Source organism: Proteiniphilum sp. X52, from assembly GCF_003712195.1.
Lineage (GTDB): Bacteria > Bacteroidota > Bacteroidia > Bacteroidales > Dysgonomonadaceae > Proteiniphilum.
The window spans coordinates 158431-176338 of the sequence record NZ_RDSD01000005.1 but is presented as its reverse complement, the minus strand read 5'-3'; the positions used below and the strand labels follow the sequence as shown (position 1 = coordinate 176338).

The 17908-nt window shown below is 47.1% G+C and carries 13 protein-coding genes and 2 tRNA genes; all 15 read right to left on the bottom strand.

Annotated elements, in window-relative coordinates; genetic code table 11:
* Nucleotides 1-72: 72 nt before the first annotated feature.
* Nucleotides 73-999, bottom strand: coding sequence for a DUF4249 domain-containing protein (locus tag D7D25_RS06430; RefSeq protein ID WP_122968128.1), 927 nt, complete (start codon nt 997-999; stop codon nt 73-75).
* A gap of 2 nt (nt 1000-1001) precedes the next feature.
* Nucleotides 1002-3419, bottom strand: coding sequence for a TonB-dependent receptor (locus D7D25_RS06425; RefSeq protein WP_158602555.1), 2418 nt, complete (start codon nt 3417-3419; stop codon nt 1002-1004).
* Entirely contained in the window at nt 3397-3687 is a 291-nt protein-coding gene (locus tag D7D25_RS17845; RefSeq protein ID WP_148038867.1) for a BACON domain-containing protein, read from the bottom strand. The genes D7D25_RS06425 and D7D25_RS17845 overlap by 23 nt, the downstream gene beginning before the upstream one ends.
* 760 nt (nt 3688-4447) lie before the next feature.
* Nucleotides 4448-4534: transfer RNA gene (locus tag D7D25_RS06420), tRNA-Leu, on the bottom strand.
* Nucleotides 4535-4542: 8 nt separating this feature from the next.
* Nucleotides 4543-4615 (bottom strand) — tRNA-Gly (locus tag D7D25_RS06415).
* A 252-nt stretch (nt 4616-4867) separates the two neighbouring features.
* Complete coding sequence (locus D7D25_RS06410; protein ID WP_122968126.1) at nt 4868-6076, bottom strand: sodium:proton antiporter; 1209 nt, start codon at nt 6074-6076, stop codon at nt 4868-4870.
* Between the two features lie 169 nt (nt 6077-6245).
* On the bottom strand, nt 6246-6716 hold the full coding sequence (locus D7D25_RS06405; RefSeq protein ID WP_122968125.1) for a Rieske 2Fe-2S domain-containing protein: 471 nt from the start codon (nt 6714-6716) through the stop codon (nt 6246-6248).
* On the bottom strand, nt 6713-7681 hold the full coding sequence (locus D7D25_RS06400) for an aldo/keto reductase (RefSeq protein WP_122968178.1): 969 nt from the start codon (nt 7679-7681) through the stop codon (nt 6713-6715). Before D7D25_RS06400 ends, D7D25_RS06405 begins: the two co-directional genes overlap by 4 nt.
* A gap of 92 nt (nt 7682-7773) precedes the next feature.
* Entirely contained in the window at nt 7774-9609 is a 1836-nt protein-coding gene (gene mutL / locus D7D25_RS06395; protein ID WP_122968124.1) for a DNA mismatch repair endonuclease MutL, read from the bottom strand.
* An 18-nt stretch (nt 9610-9627) separates the two neighbouring features.
* Nucleotides 9628-9951, bottom strand: coding sequence for a hypothetical protein (locus D7D25_RS06390; RefSeq protein ID WP_122968123.1), 324 nt, complete (start codon nt 9949-9951; stop codon nt 9628-9630).
* Nucleotides 9952-10177: 226 nt separating this feature from the next.
* Complete coding sequence (locus tag D7D25_RS06385) at nt 10178-11803, bottom strand: OstA-like protein (protein ID WP_122968122.1); 1626 nt, start codon at nt 11801-11803, stop codon at nt 10178-10180.
* Between the two features lie 21 nt (nt 11804-11824).
* Nucleotides 11825-13192 carry a peptidylprolyl isomerase gene (locus D7D25_RS06380; RefSeq protein WP_122968121.1) on the bottom strand — a complete coding sequence of 456 codons (1368 nt, stop codon included), beginning with the start codon at nt 13190-13192 and terminating at the stop codon, nt 11825-11827.
* Between the two features lie 298 nt (nt 13193-13490).
* Nucleotides 13491-16208 (bottom strand): pyruvate, phosphate dikinase, encoded by a 2718-nt coding sequence (gene ppdK / locus D7D25_RS06375; protein ID WP_122968120.1) that lies wholly within the window; start codon nt 16206-16208, stop codon nt 13491-13493.
* A 112-nt stretch (nt 16209-16320) separates the two neighbouring features.
* Nucleotides 16321-17235 (bottom strand): DUF4296 domain-containing protein, encoded by a 915-nt coding sequence (locus D7D25_RS06370; RefSeq protein ID WP_122968119.1) that lies wholly within the window; start codon nt 17233-17235, stop codon nt 16321-16323.
* Complete coding sequence (locus D7D25_RS06365) at nt 17225-17902, bottom strand: lipoprotein signal peptidase (protein WP_122968118.1); 678 nt, start codon at nt 17900-17902, stop codon at nt 17225-17227. Before D7D25_RS06365 ends, D7D25_RS06370 begins: the two co-directional genes overlap by 11 nt.
* Nucleotides 17903-17908: the final 6 nt, after the last annotated feature.

The following is a 17908-nucleotide window of genomic DNA, read 5'->3' as shown; positions in this document are numbered from 1 at the left end:
CACAAAGTTACATTTTTTTCACGAAAGAACCATATCGGGATGTGAAAATATGGTTGTCAAGCATCAAGAAGGCTACCTCTCTATCTCAACAATTTTGTCATTGATATTATAAATTCCCAACACTCCATACCCTCCGCTGATATTGGAAAATATTTTAACCGGTTCGGTAAAGTTATCCCCGTTCCCTGCAAGCTCCACGGAACGGAGATACCTGTAAAGATTTTCCGACAAGGTATGTATTTCCGCTTTTATGAATGTCCGCGGATTGGCTCCCCAAAGGTTTTCTTTATCCATCTGCACGTAAATATTGAGCGTATATTCTTTCCCGTCAATCATTTCGTCCGAAAAGACACGGTATGTATTGGGAGTTTCGTCCCACGGCGTGTTCGGCATGTAGTTGAATAGGGGTTCCTGATCCACATGTACATCATAGCGAAGCCAGTCGGGATCATAATCACCATTGAATTCATAAATATTTTTCACACGGACTATAACCCTATAATAATTTTTCTCACGGGGGGTATCCTTTAGGGTGATCAGTATCCGCAGATAGCTTCTGTTATCCGTCTTTCCCGTAAACCATTCGGTTTTAATCCCGGTTATATCGGCTGGTTCGGGGACAGAGTCCATACCGTATACATCATCATGTCGGGGAGATTTGCCCCGGATCTCCACCTTGTCGCCGGGACTTAAATTGGCCGGAAAACCATAATAGCGGTCCAGCCCTTTTGCCTCTTCAAAGGTCAATTCCACCTCATTGCCATTCACGGTCAGTTGCAATTCCGCGTTCTCAACCGGTTTTTGTGTTTGACTGCCGAAAGCGAACACACTTTCAGACAGTTTTAACACCTGTTTTTCCGCCTCGGTATTTATGATGGAATTTACCACCATTTTGGGAACCGACTCCCCGCCTGTGAAACTCGCGTCGCTCTCGCACGATTGGAAAACCGCCAACAGGCAAAGAGCCGGATACAGGTCGTGTATGTAGCGCCGTTTCATGATTAAAAATTATACGTGTATGATAGGGATGGCAATACCGGGAAAAGGGTTATTTTCCTTAACCGTCTCGTGTATGTGTTCTTGCCGCCCGCATCCTTCTCCACATCCGTTTGCACGTAGAGTTTGAAAGTGTTCATCCGGTTATACAGGTTGTAGATACTGAAATTCCAGACTCCGTACCGCGCACCCTCTTTCTTAGGCGTGTAATTCATCCCGATATCGAGCCGGTGATAAGCGGGCAGGCGATAATTGTTCCGATGATCGAACTGCGTCAACCCTTCGCCCGGTTTCCATGCGTCGGGAATATCCGCGGCTTCCACGACCATCAACGGGATGGTCATCCTGTCGCCCGAAGCGTATGTCCATTGGATGGTAAGATCCATTTTCCTGTTCAGTCGATAGGAAAGATAAAGGTTGGCGGTATGCCGCCTGTCGAATCTGGCAGGAAACCATTCCCCGTCGTTAATCCTCTCGAACCTCCGTTCTGTTTTTGCCCATGCGTAAGCCGCCGATCCGGTCAGCTTTCCCGATGGTTTTTCGACGGATAATTCCATACCGTAGGAACGCCCCTTGCCGGCCTCCACCTTGTCTTCCCAACTTGCAGATGAGCCGGAAAACGAAGCCCCGTCTTTGTATTCTATCACGTTGTCCATCGTCTTGTAATAAGTTTCTATGGAAAAATCAAATAAGCGGTTGAAAGTCTTATATACTCCCACCGAATACTGGTTGGAATTCATCGGCTTGACCTTATCGGTGACCGGAACCCAAAGGTCGGTCTGGAACAGGAGGGAATTGTTCGACAACAGGTGAATGTATTGCCGCATACGGCTGTACCCGGCTTTTACGGAAGTGCTCCCATCCAAAAGACACCTGGCCGAAAAGCGGGGATCAAGCGCCGCATACATTTTCTCCCGTACATGAAATGTCGACAACCGCACTCCTCCATTCAGGATAAACGGTCTGGCGGCAGTCCACTCATCCTCCACATACACCGCCGTCTCTTTTGCATGTGTCCGTGCAGAGGGAAGTGCGGGGGATTGGTAATCAGCATTTATAGCATTGCCGACATTTTCGGAAAGCCGGAAAACTTCCGGCCGGAAATGATGGAAAACAAAATGCGCTCCTGCCCTCACGTAATGTCTCGTGGAGGGAATATATTCCCATTCGAGGCTACCGGTATAATCTCTGATTCCCGAATCGTAGCGTAAACGGTTATGCGCGCTCTTTTCTTTTTCCGATTCAATGAAATTAAATTTCTCTTCAATGGAAGTCCGGTAAGCATAACGGTTGTAAGAGAGATTGGCATTCATGAACAGGTTGCCGGCAAGGGACCTGTTGAAGCGAGCCGCCACGATGGTGTTACCCCAGCTCCAATCCTGGTGGGTAGAAGAATGGGTTCGTTCACCGGGAATATCTTTTTCCCGCATCCTGTTTTTATAGCTGTCCACTCCCTTGTATGCCATCACGTGGAAGGAAGTTTTGTCGTTGAACTTGTGATGCAGTTTCGCGTTGAGGTCGTAGAAATAGAAATTATCCCGACTATTTCCATCCTCGTCCGTCCACTCCTGGATTTTCCCCATGAACAGGTCGGCATAAGAACGCCTGGCAGAAAGGGTAAAAGAAGTTTTATCCTTGATTACAGGGCCCTCAAGATTGAATTTGGCGGCAAGCAGTCCGACGGTCGCGGAACCGGCGATTTTCTCCTTGTTTCCATCTTTGGTATTGACGTCGATAACCGAAGATAGGCGTCCGCCGAAACGGGCGGGAAACGCGGATTTGTAGAGTGTGACGTTTTTAAGCGCGTCGGTATTGAAAACGGAAAGGAACCCAAACAGGTGGTTGATGTTATAGAGCGCATTTCCATCGAGGAGCACGAGGTTCTGGTCGGGGCTGCCACCCCGCACGGTCAAGTCGCTTTTACCCTCGGTGGCATGTTGCACACCCGGAACATACTGTAATGACTTCATCAGGTCGCTTTCCCCGAACAGAGCCGGGGTGTTCCTTATCTTTTCAATGGGCACGTCCGTTGCACCGTGTTTCGCATTCACACTGTGTCGCCGGGCAATTACCACAATCTCTTCCAGTTCCGATGCCGATTGAGATAAAGGTATATTCAACACTGTATCGCTTATCAGGTTAAAATCCTTTTCGTATGTAAGGTATCCTACGGATTGACACCTTATCCTGATATTGCCTGCCGGCAGGGTCAGGCTGTAAAAGCCGTAACTGTTGGTCGAAGCCCCTTTGCCCGACACGTCGTCAATAATAGTAGCACCGATAAGTATTTCCTTGGAAGAGAGATCGGAAACATAACCGCTGATGGTATGGTTTTGGGCTTCGGAAGCAAAAAATGTCAACAAGCCGATTCCCGTAGACAGGAGTGCTTTAGACATGGTTCTATTCGCCTTCGGATACAGCATCTTGTTTAAGCTCCACGATTTTCTCCCTTCCATCGTATTTGATTTTCAGTGTGGCCGTGTTGCCGGCCGTTCCCTCTTTCGATGTCACGGTTACTTTGGCATTTCCCGTTTCGCCCATCGGCTCTACGGTGTACCAATCCGCATCGCCCCTATTGGGTCCTATATAAGGCGACAGTCCCGTGGCTTCTATCCTCCATACGCCTGTGGTGGTGATATTGAATTCGCGGCTGGCAGCACCGGCGGGAAAGTGTAGTTCCGTTTTGTCCACCTCAAGTGTTTGAGGAGTTTTTTCCTTGGAACATGACAGAAGAAAGGGGATTAAGACAAATAATACAATCGAAGATAACTTGAGATTTTTAAGTTCCATATTATTTCAGTTTAATATTCAATTGATGCGAATTCGGAGTATGTTTAAACAGTATGGTTCCTTTATATCGTTTTATAAAAACCACTGCATAGAGAACAGTTTCTCCCGCAGGACCGGCGATCATTCGACGTCAGGCACACTGTAGTATCATATAGACGAAATCACACAAAGAAAAGTTGCATCGGGGGAACTGATTTTTTTCTTACTTTTTGAGGTTTATCGTACCACACTACTTATATTCAAATACAATGTTTGAAAATGAAATGATAATGTGCCGTAAGGAGGTTTTTTCTAGTAATTACTACATGTATGTGTGATTTGTAGTCAGGTAGTAAGTAGCAGTAACGGTGTTTTTCATCCCTACTACCTGTAACCCTTTGGGGACATTCTTCGATGTCCCGAAGGACATTTTTTCAACTCGGGAAAATTGGTGATGATGGGGAGCTTTGGGTATTGTAAGCGGGTGAAGATTGATTCATGTCATAATTGCTGAACGATGTACTCCAAAAAAGACTAAAAGGGAAAATACAGGCAGGTGGAACGGGAAAATATAGGCGCATGGTTAAAGTTGTTTAAACGCTATCTGTCATTTTCTTTGGCGCTCCTTTGCCGCCCCGTAAAAAGAAAAACCGCTGTAAGTCAATTGACTTGCAGCGGCTCCTGGTACTCGGAGCGGGACTTGAACCCGCACAGCCTTAATGGCCACAAGATTTTAAGTCTTGCGTGTCTACCATTCCACCATCCGAGCGCACCTTGAGCGGAAGACGGGACTCGAACCCGCGACCCTAACCTTGGCAAGGTTATGCTCTACCAACTGAGCTACTTCCGCAATAATATTCCACATGCTCAACCAAACCACTCTGCAGCCACTCCTTGCCAAGGTTAGTTTCATTTTCCTTTTGGGGCAAGGTTATGCTCTACCAACTGAGCTACTTCCGCAATAATATTCAGCACAAAGATTATGGACGCGTTAAAAACGCTGTCCTTTTTTGCGACTGCAAATGTAAAGATGTTTCTCCGTATTTCAAAGCAATACGGAGAATTTTTACAGCAGAATGTAATTTATCCTGCTCATATCAACCTAAACACCTATCTCTATCGTTTCCCGTACAGCATCCCGAGTCAGTTTCTTGGCATAACTGATAAAGAATCCGGTGAGCAACAGATTCAGACACATAGCCAAAACCGAGACAATCAGCAGAACACCTCCCAATTGATATCCGATCGCTATAAATAACACTCCGGCACCCACCTCCCCACGGGTAAACATACCCACTGAAACGGCAAGTCTTTCACCAATCTTGCGATCCCTATAAAAAAGCAAGGGAAAGAGCTTTCCTATATTGGAAATCAGAGTTACCAAAACGACATGCAAAGCAATCACTCGCCAGGAAGGTATCGGTATGCGGGAAATTATAGAGGACGACTGCTCGGCGACTGTACCGAAGTCCACTCCAAGAAACAAAGGCATACTCATCCCAACCAATAACATAAAGAGGTAAGATATAAAATCTCCTACCCTTTCACTTTTCAGATCGGGCGCGGCATTATGGTCGCCTTTCATAATCATCCCCAGGACAAAAGCCGGAAGAAGAATCTCTATATGAATACTGCCGTCACCACCGAAGAAATAGGTGGATACCTGGTAAAGAGCCTCTATCAGGCCAAACAAAACGACGGAATACAACAATATCGATTTCCAGTCCTGACGGAGATTGTAGGCATTCATCTTTTTCCAACCTGCCCAAATCAATCCAACAGCCACAACCAGTATCACGAACATCTGCCACCGCATCCCGATCATCATTATCTGCAAAGGGATCATCAGCAGGATCGTGTCCAAATCATCGAAGATAGCCAGCACCTGTACCTTTTTATATACCCATGTGTGCTTTAATCCGGCAGCGATCAGCATCGTAAAGAGGATGCCTGCCGAAGTGGGTGCCGCAAAACGGCTCAACAGGAATGTTTCTTTCCATGCATCTCCATCACTCCAAATTCGCATCTCAAGGGGCGCCACAAAAAAAAGATAATAAAGTGCCACCAAAATCCATGGAAAAGCAGCGGCTCCCATAGCCACCAGATAATCTTTGCTGTAGGATCGCCACTGTTTTTTATTTATTTCAAACTCACGCCCAACATTGATCATGATAAACGCCAGGGAAATATACAACAGCGCATCTAAGAAAATCTTGAAGGAATAGAAATTATCCTCTAAAAGATGAGGGACAAGCTGTGATAAAATAAGGCCGGTAACCAGCAGGAAAGAGAAAAAATAAACTTTTTTCATTCGTAGAACTCTTATTTTAGGGGTATAACAGAAAAATAAGTAAAAAGAATCATACCCGTGAAAATTAGGGCGCAAAGGTAGTAAAAAAAATCGAATCACCACCACCCTAATGACGGCAGAACAAAGAGAGGCGTGTTTTTTATCAAAAAAAATATTAAATTCGCCGAGGTTAATTTACTACCCGGTAACTGCCATCCTGCAGCGGCAACACATTGTACCGTTGCAAGGGTTCCGTTGAGGGTCCCGACTCCACACTGCCGAGACCGAACATAGTGACAAAGACGGAACCACATGAGACGCATTTCACCTTGCCATTATACCCCCCATTCTCTTCATACTCGGGGGCTACAACTATCCCTTTTCTGTCTTCATGAGGACAGCAGAGATCAAAGGCGTGCAGATCCCCCCTTGCGTCGGAGACGACCAACACGCCGGCATAGCCAAAACGATCGGAAGGAAGACGTCGTTCTTCTTCCGTAAAGATTTTATATGTGTGTGGATTATTCAAAATAGGGTCATAACTATTCGGGTCGACCCTGAAATTGACCGATGCAAAAGGGACCGTCTGCCGGGGCGCTTCTTCCCCACAGGACCACACAAGCAGGATAATGACCGAAAGGGTAAGCGTGAATCGTTTCATAGCGTGGCTCCGTCAAGGATGGCATCGATCCGTTGCAGTTCTTCCGGCGTGAAAGAGCTATTCTCCAATGCCTTCAGATTATCCCTCAATTGGGCTACATTCCGTGCCCCCACGATAAGAGAAGTAATCCTCTTGTCTCTCAACGCCCATGCCAGCGCCATCTCCGCCATGGTCTGCCCACGCCGCGCGGCCACCTTGTTCAACAGCCTCACCTTATCGACAAGGAATGGAGTCACCTGTTCTTTCTGCAGAAAACCGGAAGGATTGGCCGCGCGCGAATCTTGCGGAATACCGTTCAGATATTTATCGGTAAGGAGACCTTGCGCCAACGGGGAAAAAGCAATAAATCCGGAGCCGAATTCTTCGGTAATATCCAGCATATCCTTTTCAGGAAGGCGATTGAACATACTGTATTTATCCTGAAAGATAAAACAGGGGACGTCTCTCCCTTTCAGATAATTCATGGCAACACGCGCCTGTACGGGAGGATATTTGGAGAGGCCTATGTAAAGCGCCTTTCCCTGGCGCACAATATCTACCAGCGCCTGCATGGTCTCCTCCACTGGTGTATTGGGATCGTAACGATGCGAATAAAAGATATCGAAATATTCCAGTCCGGTCCGTTTGAGACTCTGATCGATGCTGGCCATAAGATATTTCCTCGACGAGCCGTCGCCATAAGGTCCTTCCCACATCAGATGCCCTGCTTTGGATGAGATGATCATCTGGTCGCGGTGGGAAGAGAGGTTCTCATGCAGTATTTTCCCGAAGTTCGACTCTGCCGAGCCGGGAGGGGGCCCGTAATTATTCGCAAGGTCAAAATGGGTTATGCCCTGCTCAAAAGCAAAGATAACCATTTCACGCGCCGTCTCATAATCATCTTCAAATCCGAAATTGTGCCAAAGTCCCAACGATATTTTAGGGAGTCGCACGCCGCTGTTTCCACAATAAGAGTAGTGCATCATACCTGTTTTAATGTGATGGATTAAAAATATCCCTGTTTGTTTATTCTTTTTCCCGATAGCGCATGGTCGCTTTTCCGTGCTACAAGAATATCTCATTGCATTTTCTTTTCAATCTCCGTTTCCGAGATTACGCTGATAACCGTCTGTCCGTCGGGAGTATGAGCGGGAAAGGGAGACGCGAATAGCTGGCTCACGATAAGCAACATCTCCTCGGTAGTCAACGTATTCCCATAAGGAATAGCCGTTAGATTGGCAAGCGAAAGCGCTATCGATTCCTGAATTTCCGATTTCACGTCACTGCCTGTCTCCATACTTTTACCGATCATGGAACGGATCAGCGCGGCAGGAGCAGCATTTTCAATTTCAGAAGGAACAGCCTGTATGGCAAAACTGTGATTACCCAGATCGCTCAATTCAAATCCCAACGCCTCCAGATCCTCCATGATGGAAGGCAAGGCGGCCGCCTCGGAAGCCGAGAGTTCCAATACCTCAGGAAACAATACCCGTTGCGAGAGTCCTCTTTTATTCCTTATCTGCTCCAGATATTTATCGAATAGGATACGCACATGCGCCCTATGTTGATCGATGATCATCAGTCCCGATTTCACCGAGGTGAGTATATATTTCTGCTTATATTGATAATGCTCGGGAAAGAGCTCATTCTCAGGGATATTACGATCGCCCCCCGCCGGCTTGAACAGGGTTGCGGGGGTACCGCCCTGTATCTGGTCAACCAATTCCTTCTCTTTTTCGAATCCTTTGTAAAGCTGCTCCCAACCAAAGGCAGGCGCTTTCGGCTTGGGGGGTTCAGCACGGTGACTGTGAAAAGGATTATAACCGGGATCCACGTTCACCTTCGGCATCGATGAGGCATGGGAAGGGTTGTAAACCGGTATCTCGGGCGCGTCATCCCTGTCGAAGTCGATTGTAGGGATCGCGTTGAATTTTCCCAGCGACTCTTTTACGGTAACCATCAGTATCTGCCATAGTGCCTGTTCGTTCTCGAACTTCACCTCGGTCTTTGTGGGGTGAATATTCACATCAATTGTATCAGGATCGACCTGAAAATAGATGTAGTAACCCGGTTTCTCGTTCGCGGCAATAAGTGGCTCAAAGGCGGTAGTAACCGCGCGGTGGAAGTAGGGATGCCTGATATAGCGGTTATTCACGAAAAAGAACTGACTTACTTTTCCCTTCCTTGCAAATTCGGGCCGGGCTATATAACCGTAAATCTTTCCAAGCGTAGTTTCTTCATTGATTTCGATCAACTGCTGGTTCATATTCTTCCCTTCTATCTGAACGATGCGCTGTCTCAATCCTGTTTTGGGAAGATGAAGGGTTTCCACTCCATTTTCAATCAATGTGAACTCCACATCAGGATTGACCAGCACGATATGCTCGAATTCCGTGAAAATATTCCGGCGTTCGGTTTCGTTGGATTTCAGGAACTTTCTCCTGGCCGGCACATTGAAGAAAATATTCTTCACGGTGACGGAAGTTCCAACGGCAGCAGCGACCATTTCCTGCTTGTCGACTTTTGACCCGGAAATGACCAGCAACGACCCCAATTCATCTTCTTCCCTCCGACTCTTCACTTCAATATGGGAAATCGCGGCAATAGAAGGGAGGGCTTCCCCCCGGAATCCCATCGTGGTAAGGGAGAACAGATCGTCGGCACTCCGTATCTTGGAGGTTGCATGACGTTCGAAAGCCATTCGCAGATCGGTGGCAGACATCCCTTTGCCATTATCTATTACCTGGATAAAGGTGCGTCCGGCGTCCTTTAGGCTGAGAATGACATGTGTGGCACCCGCGTCGAGCGAGTTCTCGATCAGTTCCTTCACCACAGATGCGGGGCGTTGTATCACCTCACCCGCGGCAATTTGGTTGGCGATGGAATCAGGAAGGAGATGAATGATGTCAGGCATGGTGTGTTTCTGTGCTATCTATCGTAAAAACCAGAAGAAGAAGATCGCGAAAAGGACCACCAGAATAATGACAAGTAATCCATTATTGGCAAAAAAAGAATTTCTCCCGGAACTTTCCCTTTCTTTACGTTTTTTCAGATGACGTGTTTGAGAGACAAATTCCGCCTTAAAGTCTTTCTTTTCGGCTGTTTTTTCCTCCGGCAGCACACCCATCTCTCTTTTGACCTTCTCGATCCGGTCCCGCAAGTTCTTCTTGCGTTCCTCCTCTTCCGGATTGTAAAGGATAGGCGTATAATTGAATTTACGCGGCTTGCGGTTATTGTAAAAAAAGAAAATACCCATAATAAGCTGCTGTTTGGTTTTTACAAATATAATGAAAGTCGAGAGGTAAGCCAAGCTTGCTTGAGCTTACCCGAGACGCATCTTGTATTCTACAAATATAATGAAAGTCGAGAGGTAAGCCAAGCTTGCTTGAGCTTGCCCGAGACGCATCTTATATTCTACAAATATACGAAAACTCGAGAGGTAAGCCAAGCTTGCTTGTATTATTGTCGTGGGGAGAAAAGGATCAGAGTGTGATATCTTCCCTCTCAAAACGCCCCCGACGGGGCTCGGCAGCTTCGGAGCTACGCCGTTGGTTACCGCGGAATATATCATCAGGGCCAGTAGGACGCAAATAATCGAGCCAGACAAAATCTTTCAGCCGGGTCTCTTCGGGTTTTAACAGGGGTAAAGGAGTCATAACGCCTGAGGTGGCAGAATATGTTTTTAACTTTGTAATCTGGTTATTTTCCGTATCTATTTCCAGATAAGCGCTCTCCATCCTGTTCAGCCCGATGATGGTGCTATCTTCCTGTACCGCATAATATAACGTTACGGCGTCCCCTTCCACCAACACATGATAGAGTTCCCCGCCGCGAAAGAAAGCGGTCATATCTCTCCCACTCAATTGATTGAACTGATCCTCTTCTATTCTCTTCTGAATAGCCAATGCATAATCCTTGACAATGGCTTTTTCGATGGTGGAATCATTCAGAAAGATATCGATCTGATTCCCCGACACCTGATTATTATCGCTCCATACCACGGGATCGCCAATCATATAGAGCATGGAGTCGGCCGACGCGTAGTGCAACGAGTCACACACCCCCTGAAGATCGGAGCGGTAGAACCTCACATCATAGAAAGCCTTTACCTCGCGATGTATCGAATCGGTTTTCATGATGAGCGTGTCACCGTGCACGAACAGGCTGTCCCCTTGAGAGTAGTCGATGGCATATGCCCTGCCGGTAGCCATCCCGTATTCCGTTTTTTCGTCATAGTAACCGTAATTCCCCCGCAGGATGGCTTTTTGCGCCCTGTCCTCGAGGAACATATCGCCAAAGACCTCACCCAAACCCGTTTGACGGTTATAGAGAATGGTGTCTCCGATAAGCACTTTTGTTCCGTCATTGCTATAGACTTGCGAACGATCCAACAATTTGGAATCATCTGTCACGGTGTTATACCATCCCTTGCTTGTATGGACATAACCGCTGTCCGATACAATACGCGAAGGTCCGAGGATATCGGCAAATTTCGATTCGGTATTGTATTTCAGCGTATCGGCGTAAATAATATAATCTTCATTGACCAGTTTCACGCTGTCGCTGAACAGCGCCTCCTTGGTGACGGGACTATATTGCCCCCAATAAGAGGTCAACTCGTTCTCCTCGTCTACCAACATCCCTCCATCAAAGTAATATCCGAGATTGGCCGACCGATCGTAATCAAGGCTATCGGTAAAGAGCGTGGCGGTACGATCCTCCATCCGTATGTTGTCGCGAAGCCTGGCCAAGCGGATATTCCCATCGTAGTGCAGGTAATCACCGTACACAAAGATGGTGTCCCCCTGCTCCATCCTCACATTACTGAATGCTTCAAACGTATTGGCTTGCTGATAGAGGTAAGCACTATCGCAATACATGAACGCTCCCTCATGATAGAAGATCACATTGCCCGTAAAGATCTGCGCATCCAATCCGTCCCTTTTACTCAACAAATCAGCCCGCCGCATTTCCACGATCTCGACAGGCGGCTCTCCGACAGACTGCCGCATGGGTGGTTGCTGTGCATAAGCCGACATTATAATGAGCGAAAGCAGGCCCGACAGGAATTTGCTTCCACGGAAAGAATGCGAGCGTTGTTTCTCCATTGTTATAAGAAAGCCTTTACTTTACTTTAACCAATCCCTATATTTATACTCGCATCCCTGCCATTGCGGATCTATGCGGACATAGGTTTTCCGGATCTTATCCTGCAGCCATTCATCCACAAGCTTTTGCTGTTTGGCATTCTCAGCCATTTGTTTGATAACCTGATAATCGTTATTGATATTGGCCCTATGCCCTTCATTCCGGTCGGTAATTTTAATGAGGGCTGCCACTTCGCGTCCTTTGTCATTCATCATAATAAACGGCTCGGACACCTCTCCTTTTGCCATCTCTCCCGCAATCTTCGCAATATCCTGATTCAACTCGTTCAGCGCAAAACGGGGCGTGCCGGCATTGGGGCTTCTGGGAGTATTGTTCACCATGATCCCCCTGTTATTCCGGGTATCTTTATCCGCGGAGAGATAAGTGGCCGCGTCATCGAACGTGATCTTTTTGGCCGTGATCCCTGTCCTGATGGAATCGAGACGGATCAGCGCCGTGTCGAGAGACACCTTGGGTGCTTTGGGTTTCAACAGTATATGCCGGAAATTCCCCATATCGTTTCTCCGCTCGATCAACTGGATAATATGAAAACCATACTCTGTTTCCACCACATTCGATACTTTTTGCGGATCATTCAGCGTGAAGGCCACATTGGCAAATTCAGGAGACAAGGTGGAGCGGCTCATGAAACCGAGTTCTCCTCCCCTGAGCGCGCTTCCCGGATCTTCGGAATGAAGCAATGCCAGTGTGGAAAAGGTGTTCTTTCCACTGGTTATCTGTTCCGTAAAATTACGCAGTTGGGCTTTCACCTTATCGATTTCCTCCAACGGGATTTCGGGCTCCACGGTAATAATTTGTACTTCCAACGTAGTCGAAATAAAGGGCAAGCTATCCTGCGGAAGGCTGTTATAGTACTTCCGGATTTCGGAAGGGGTCAATTGCACGTTCCCAAAATGTTTCTGCTGCACTCCTTCTATAAGCTGTTGCTCACGAATCTGGTCACGCATGTCTTCCCGGATTGCGCTGATACTTTTACCCCAATACTCTTCCAACCTCTCTACCGAACCAACGGAAGCAATATATTCATTGATCATATACTCAAGAGAACGGGTCACCTGTGATTCCTGTACCGTAATACTGTCCAATTTCGCCTGATCGAGAAACAGTTTCCTGACAGCCAGCTGCTCGGGAATGAAACAATAGGGGTCACCTTCAATGCGCTGATTCTGCATCAGAATCTCTTTGCGGTATTCTTCCACTTCTGATTTCAGGATAGCTTCATCGCCTACCACCCATACGATTTCATCGATCACATTATTTTGGGCGAACATCAGACCGGAAGCGAATAACAACACGATAATAGAAAATATCTTCACTGAATATTTCATATGACTAAAATATTTATTTTCAATGGTGTCATATGGAACTCGCTTTAGTCATGATCTTGTGTGATAATGATTATCATGCTCGTTTCATATGATTATTTTATTTTTTTATTTCGGTATATGGAACTCGCGATAATCAAATCATCACACCATCCCATTAAAATACTGATGTAAAAGTAATGATAATCCGCTTAGTAGCAAAATAGTTTGATGGTTAAAAGTAGTTATAAAGGATTGACGGTTATAAAACAGGCAGAGACGCCGTTGGGGCGCCTCTGCAATGAGATGTCCAAAAAGATGCCTATCCGATCGCCGCCTGTGCCGCGGCCAAGCGTGCAATAGGCACACGGAACGGTGAACAGGAAACATAGTTCAGTCCCACCGTATGGCAGAATTTCACTGACGAGGGTTCACCCCCGTGCTCTCCACAAATGCCGCACTTAAGGGTGGGTCTGACTTCACGTCCTTTCTGCACAGCCATACTTACCAGCTGTCCCACTCCATTTTGGTCGATTACCGCAAACGGATCATGTTTCAGGATTCCCTTATCCAGATACATCGGCAGGAATTTAGCCACGTCGTCGCGGCTATAACCGAAGGTCATTTGCGTAAGGTCGTTGGTCCCGAACGAGAAGAAGTCGGCCTCTCTGGCAATCTTATGCGCCGTAAGCGCCGCGCGAGGTATCTCAATCATCGTGCCGATCTTATATTCCACCGAATCGTTCTTTTCTGCAAATACTTTTTGGATGGTATTTTCGATGATGTCTTTCTGAGCTTTGAACTCATGGACGATACCGGTGAGGGGAACCATGATTTCAGGACAAGCGCCAATACCTTCTTTCTTCAGTTCAATGGCCACTTCCATGATGGCACGGGCCTGCATCTCGGTGATTTCCGGATAGAGGTTTCCAAGGCGGCAACCACGCAATCCGAGCATCGGGTTCGATTCGAGCAATCCTTCCACCCGTTCGTGAATATCTTTGTAAGAGATTCCCATCACCCTGGCCATTTCCATCTGCCCTTTTTCATCGTGGGGGACAAACTCGTGCAATGGCGGATCAAGCAGGCGGACAGTAACGGGCAGGCCGTCCATCGCCCTGAAAATTCCGGCAAAATCCTTTTTCTGCAATGGGAGCAGTTTTTCCAACGCTTTTCTACGCCCCTCCTCATCTTTCGCGAGGATCATCTCCCTCATGGGAATGATCTTATCTTCTTCAAAGAACATATGTTCCGTACGGCACAAGCCAATACCCCTAGCTCCAAAATCGCGGGCCACTTTGGCGTCACGCGGGGTGTCGGCATTGGTTCTCACATCCATACGGGCATATTTATCGGCGATCTCCATCAATTCGTTGAAATCGCCATCCAGTTCAGCATCCTGGGTCTCTATCCTACCTTCATACACAAGACCGGTGGAGCCGTTCAATGATATCCAGTCTCCCTCTTTCAGCTCCTTGCCGCCAATGGTCATGGTACGTTCTTTATAATTGATCACCACATGGTTGGCAGCCGAGACACAACATTTACCCATTCCTCTTGCCACTACGGCTGCATGGGAAGTCATTCCGCCGCGTGCGGTAAGGATTCCTTGCGCAGTAGCCATGCCACGTAAATCTTCGGGCGATGTCTCAATACGGCAAAGGATCACTTTTTTGCCTTGCTTGCTCCATTCTTCGGCCTCATCGGCATGAAAAACCACCTGACCGGTAGCAGCTCCCGGGGAAGCGGGCAGACCATTGGTCAGCGGTTTTGCCTGGGCTAACAATTTCTTATCGAACACAGGATGGAGCAACTCATCCAACTTTTCAGGGTCACACCGTTTGAGCGCGGTTTTTTCATCAATATATCCCTGGTGGAGCATGTCAATGGCGATTTTCACCATCGCAGCACCGGTACGTTTTCCACCACGGGTCTGCAATAACCAGAGTTTTCCGTCCTGGATGGTGAACTCCAGGTCCTGCATATCCTTGAAATAATCCTCCAGCTTCTGCTGAACTTCAATTAATTCCTTTGCACACTCGGGAAGCGCTTCTTCGAGTGAGGGATATTTTGCGGCACGCTCCTCTTCGGAAACACCCTGCAGTTTTGCCCAACGACGGGATCCCTCGATGGTGATCTGTTGAGGTGTGCGTACTCCGGCCACCACATCTTCTCCCTGTGCGTCGATCAGATATTCACCGTTGAAGATATCTTCCCCGGTAGCAGCATCGCGGGTGAAAGCAACTCCCGTACCGGAGGTCTTACCCATATTGCCATACACCATGGCCTGCACATTGACAGCGGTACCCCACTCTTCAGGGATATTGTTCATCTTACGATAAAGGATCGCGCGTTCATTCATCCAACTGTCGAATACGGCACAGACAGCTCCCCACAACTGATCCCAGGGATCTACCGGAAACTCATTGCCGGTATTTTCCTTTACAGCCGTCTTGAATTTTTTCACAAGTTCTTTCAGATCGTCGGTGGTAAGATCGGTATCCAGTTCTATTCCTTTGGATTCCTTCACCTCATCCATAATCTCTTCGAAAGGATCGATGTCTTCCTTACTTTGGGGCTTCATTCCCAACACCACATCCCCATACATCTGCACAAAACGGCGATAGGAATCCCAGGCAAAACGCTCATTACCCGACTTCCTGGCAATTCCTTCCACGGCATCATCATTCAAGCCAAGATTTAACACGGTGTCCATCATTCCGGGCATGGATACTCGCGAGCCGGAACGGACAGACACCAGACAGGGATTCTCCTTGTCCCCGAACTTTGTGCCTGTCAGCTCTTCAATTTGGGCTACCGCTTTCTCTACCTCCTCTTTCAGCAGACCTACCACATAATCTCTACCCAATTCGTTATATTCCGTACAGACTTCAGTAGTAATAGTGAAACCCGGAGGAACGGGAACGCCAATTAAATTCATTTCTGCAAGATTCGCTCCCTTCCCGCCAAGCAGGTTTTTCATATCTGCCCGCCCTTCAGCCGCACCGTTTCCAAAGGTATAAACTCTCTTTTTTTTCATTTTGATGTTAAATTACGACAAGTAAATGTTAAAATTTTATTATTATTTTTATTATATCCGCAAATATAGCAATTTATCTAAAATATAAGTCATTATGACATATCACTTTTCTCTATGGGGAATCATGTTGCATCTCTTGCAGGGAATCAGGTTGAAAAAAACGGATGGAATCCGGGACTGGAAGCGCGGCAGAATCAGGATTTAACGGTTCCCCATCCAGCGTATCCAACCCCATCCTTAAAGTGTCTGTTCCTAACACGGCTGACTGTATATCTCCGAAAAATATATTGTATAATTGGATGTGAGGCATCACACCCGTCGCGTCCTGCAGATGTATAAAGCCTCTTATTTCAGTGATCGTATCTCCGGGAATATACTTTGACCCGGTGAGTTCGTAAGTTTTATTTTCCCTTATTTTCCGGAATCGGTAGATGGTAGTATCTGAATAAACCATTGTAATCAATGATGTAAGGGAAGAGGGAAACCGGGACGGGATTCCTATTGTGCTGAAAGTAAACAGAAAATCTTCTCCGATGACTTTGGAAGAAATGTCCGCGGAATCCAGGCGGAAGCGGAGTCCTCTTTTTGCATCAGGCATCGAGAACATATACACAGGAGGCAGGTAAGAGGGGGGTAGTTGTGCGGGATCGATCTGTTGCCCCTGGGCCTGCTGTGCCATCACAGCATCAATTTCTTGCCGGGCACGCTGCAGGCGAGCCTTTACCGAGTCATTCATTTTCAGATAGAGATCGATTCTGTCGGAATACCATGACAACGAGGTATCCCACTGCGCCTGAGTGGTTTTATGTAACTGAAACACCTTATTGATATACGCTTCTTTCTTCTCGGGAGTGTCGAAATGGTGATAGTCGTTTTCCATGGTTGCCTCGGCGATATACACATCATACATCAGCCGTTCCATCTGTTTTCTGTTCAACACCTCCCTGGGACGGTTCTGACAGGAGCAGGCCAGTCCGCCTAATAGAATGAACAGGAACAAATATGCGACACTCTTTCTACTCTTCACTTGCGAATGGCTGATCTTGTTTTTCTTTTTCCAGTCTTTCACGCTCGCTCTTGGAGAGCAATGAACAGGATAATGTTCTTCGGTAAAAAAGCAGTATCAGGATGACACCCACGGTAATCGCGGAGTCGGCAATATTAAAGATAAACCGGAAGAAAAGGAATTCCTCTCCCCCGAGAAAGGGCACCCAATCCGGATATGTCCCGCTGACCATGGGAAAGTAAAGCATATCCACGACTCTGCCGTGAAGCAGGGAAGCATATCCCTCGCCCCAGGGAACAAACGAGGCCACATGTCCCGGATAGCTTGCCTCGAAAATGACCCCATAGAAGATGCTGTCTATGATATTTCCCGAAGCGCCGGCAAGGATCATCGCCACACAGGCGATAAATCCGGCTCCGTAATGCTGCTTTATCAGCCGCGAGAGATAAATGACAATAAAAACAACAGCCACGATACGGAAAAGCGAGAGAAACAATTTTCCTCCCGCCTCAATACCGAATGCCATGCCGTTATTCTCCACAAAATAGATCTTAAACCAGTCGAAAACATCAATGGCATCATACAAACCCATATGTGTTTTCACCCATATCTTGGAAAGTTGATCGACAAGGAGCACCGCCACAACAACGGCAATAGCAATCCATCTGTTTCGCACACTTTTCTTCATAAGTTT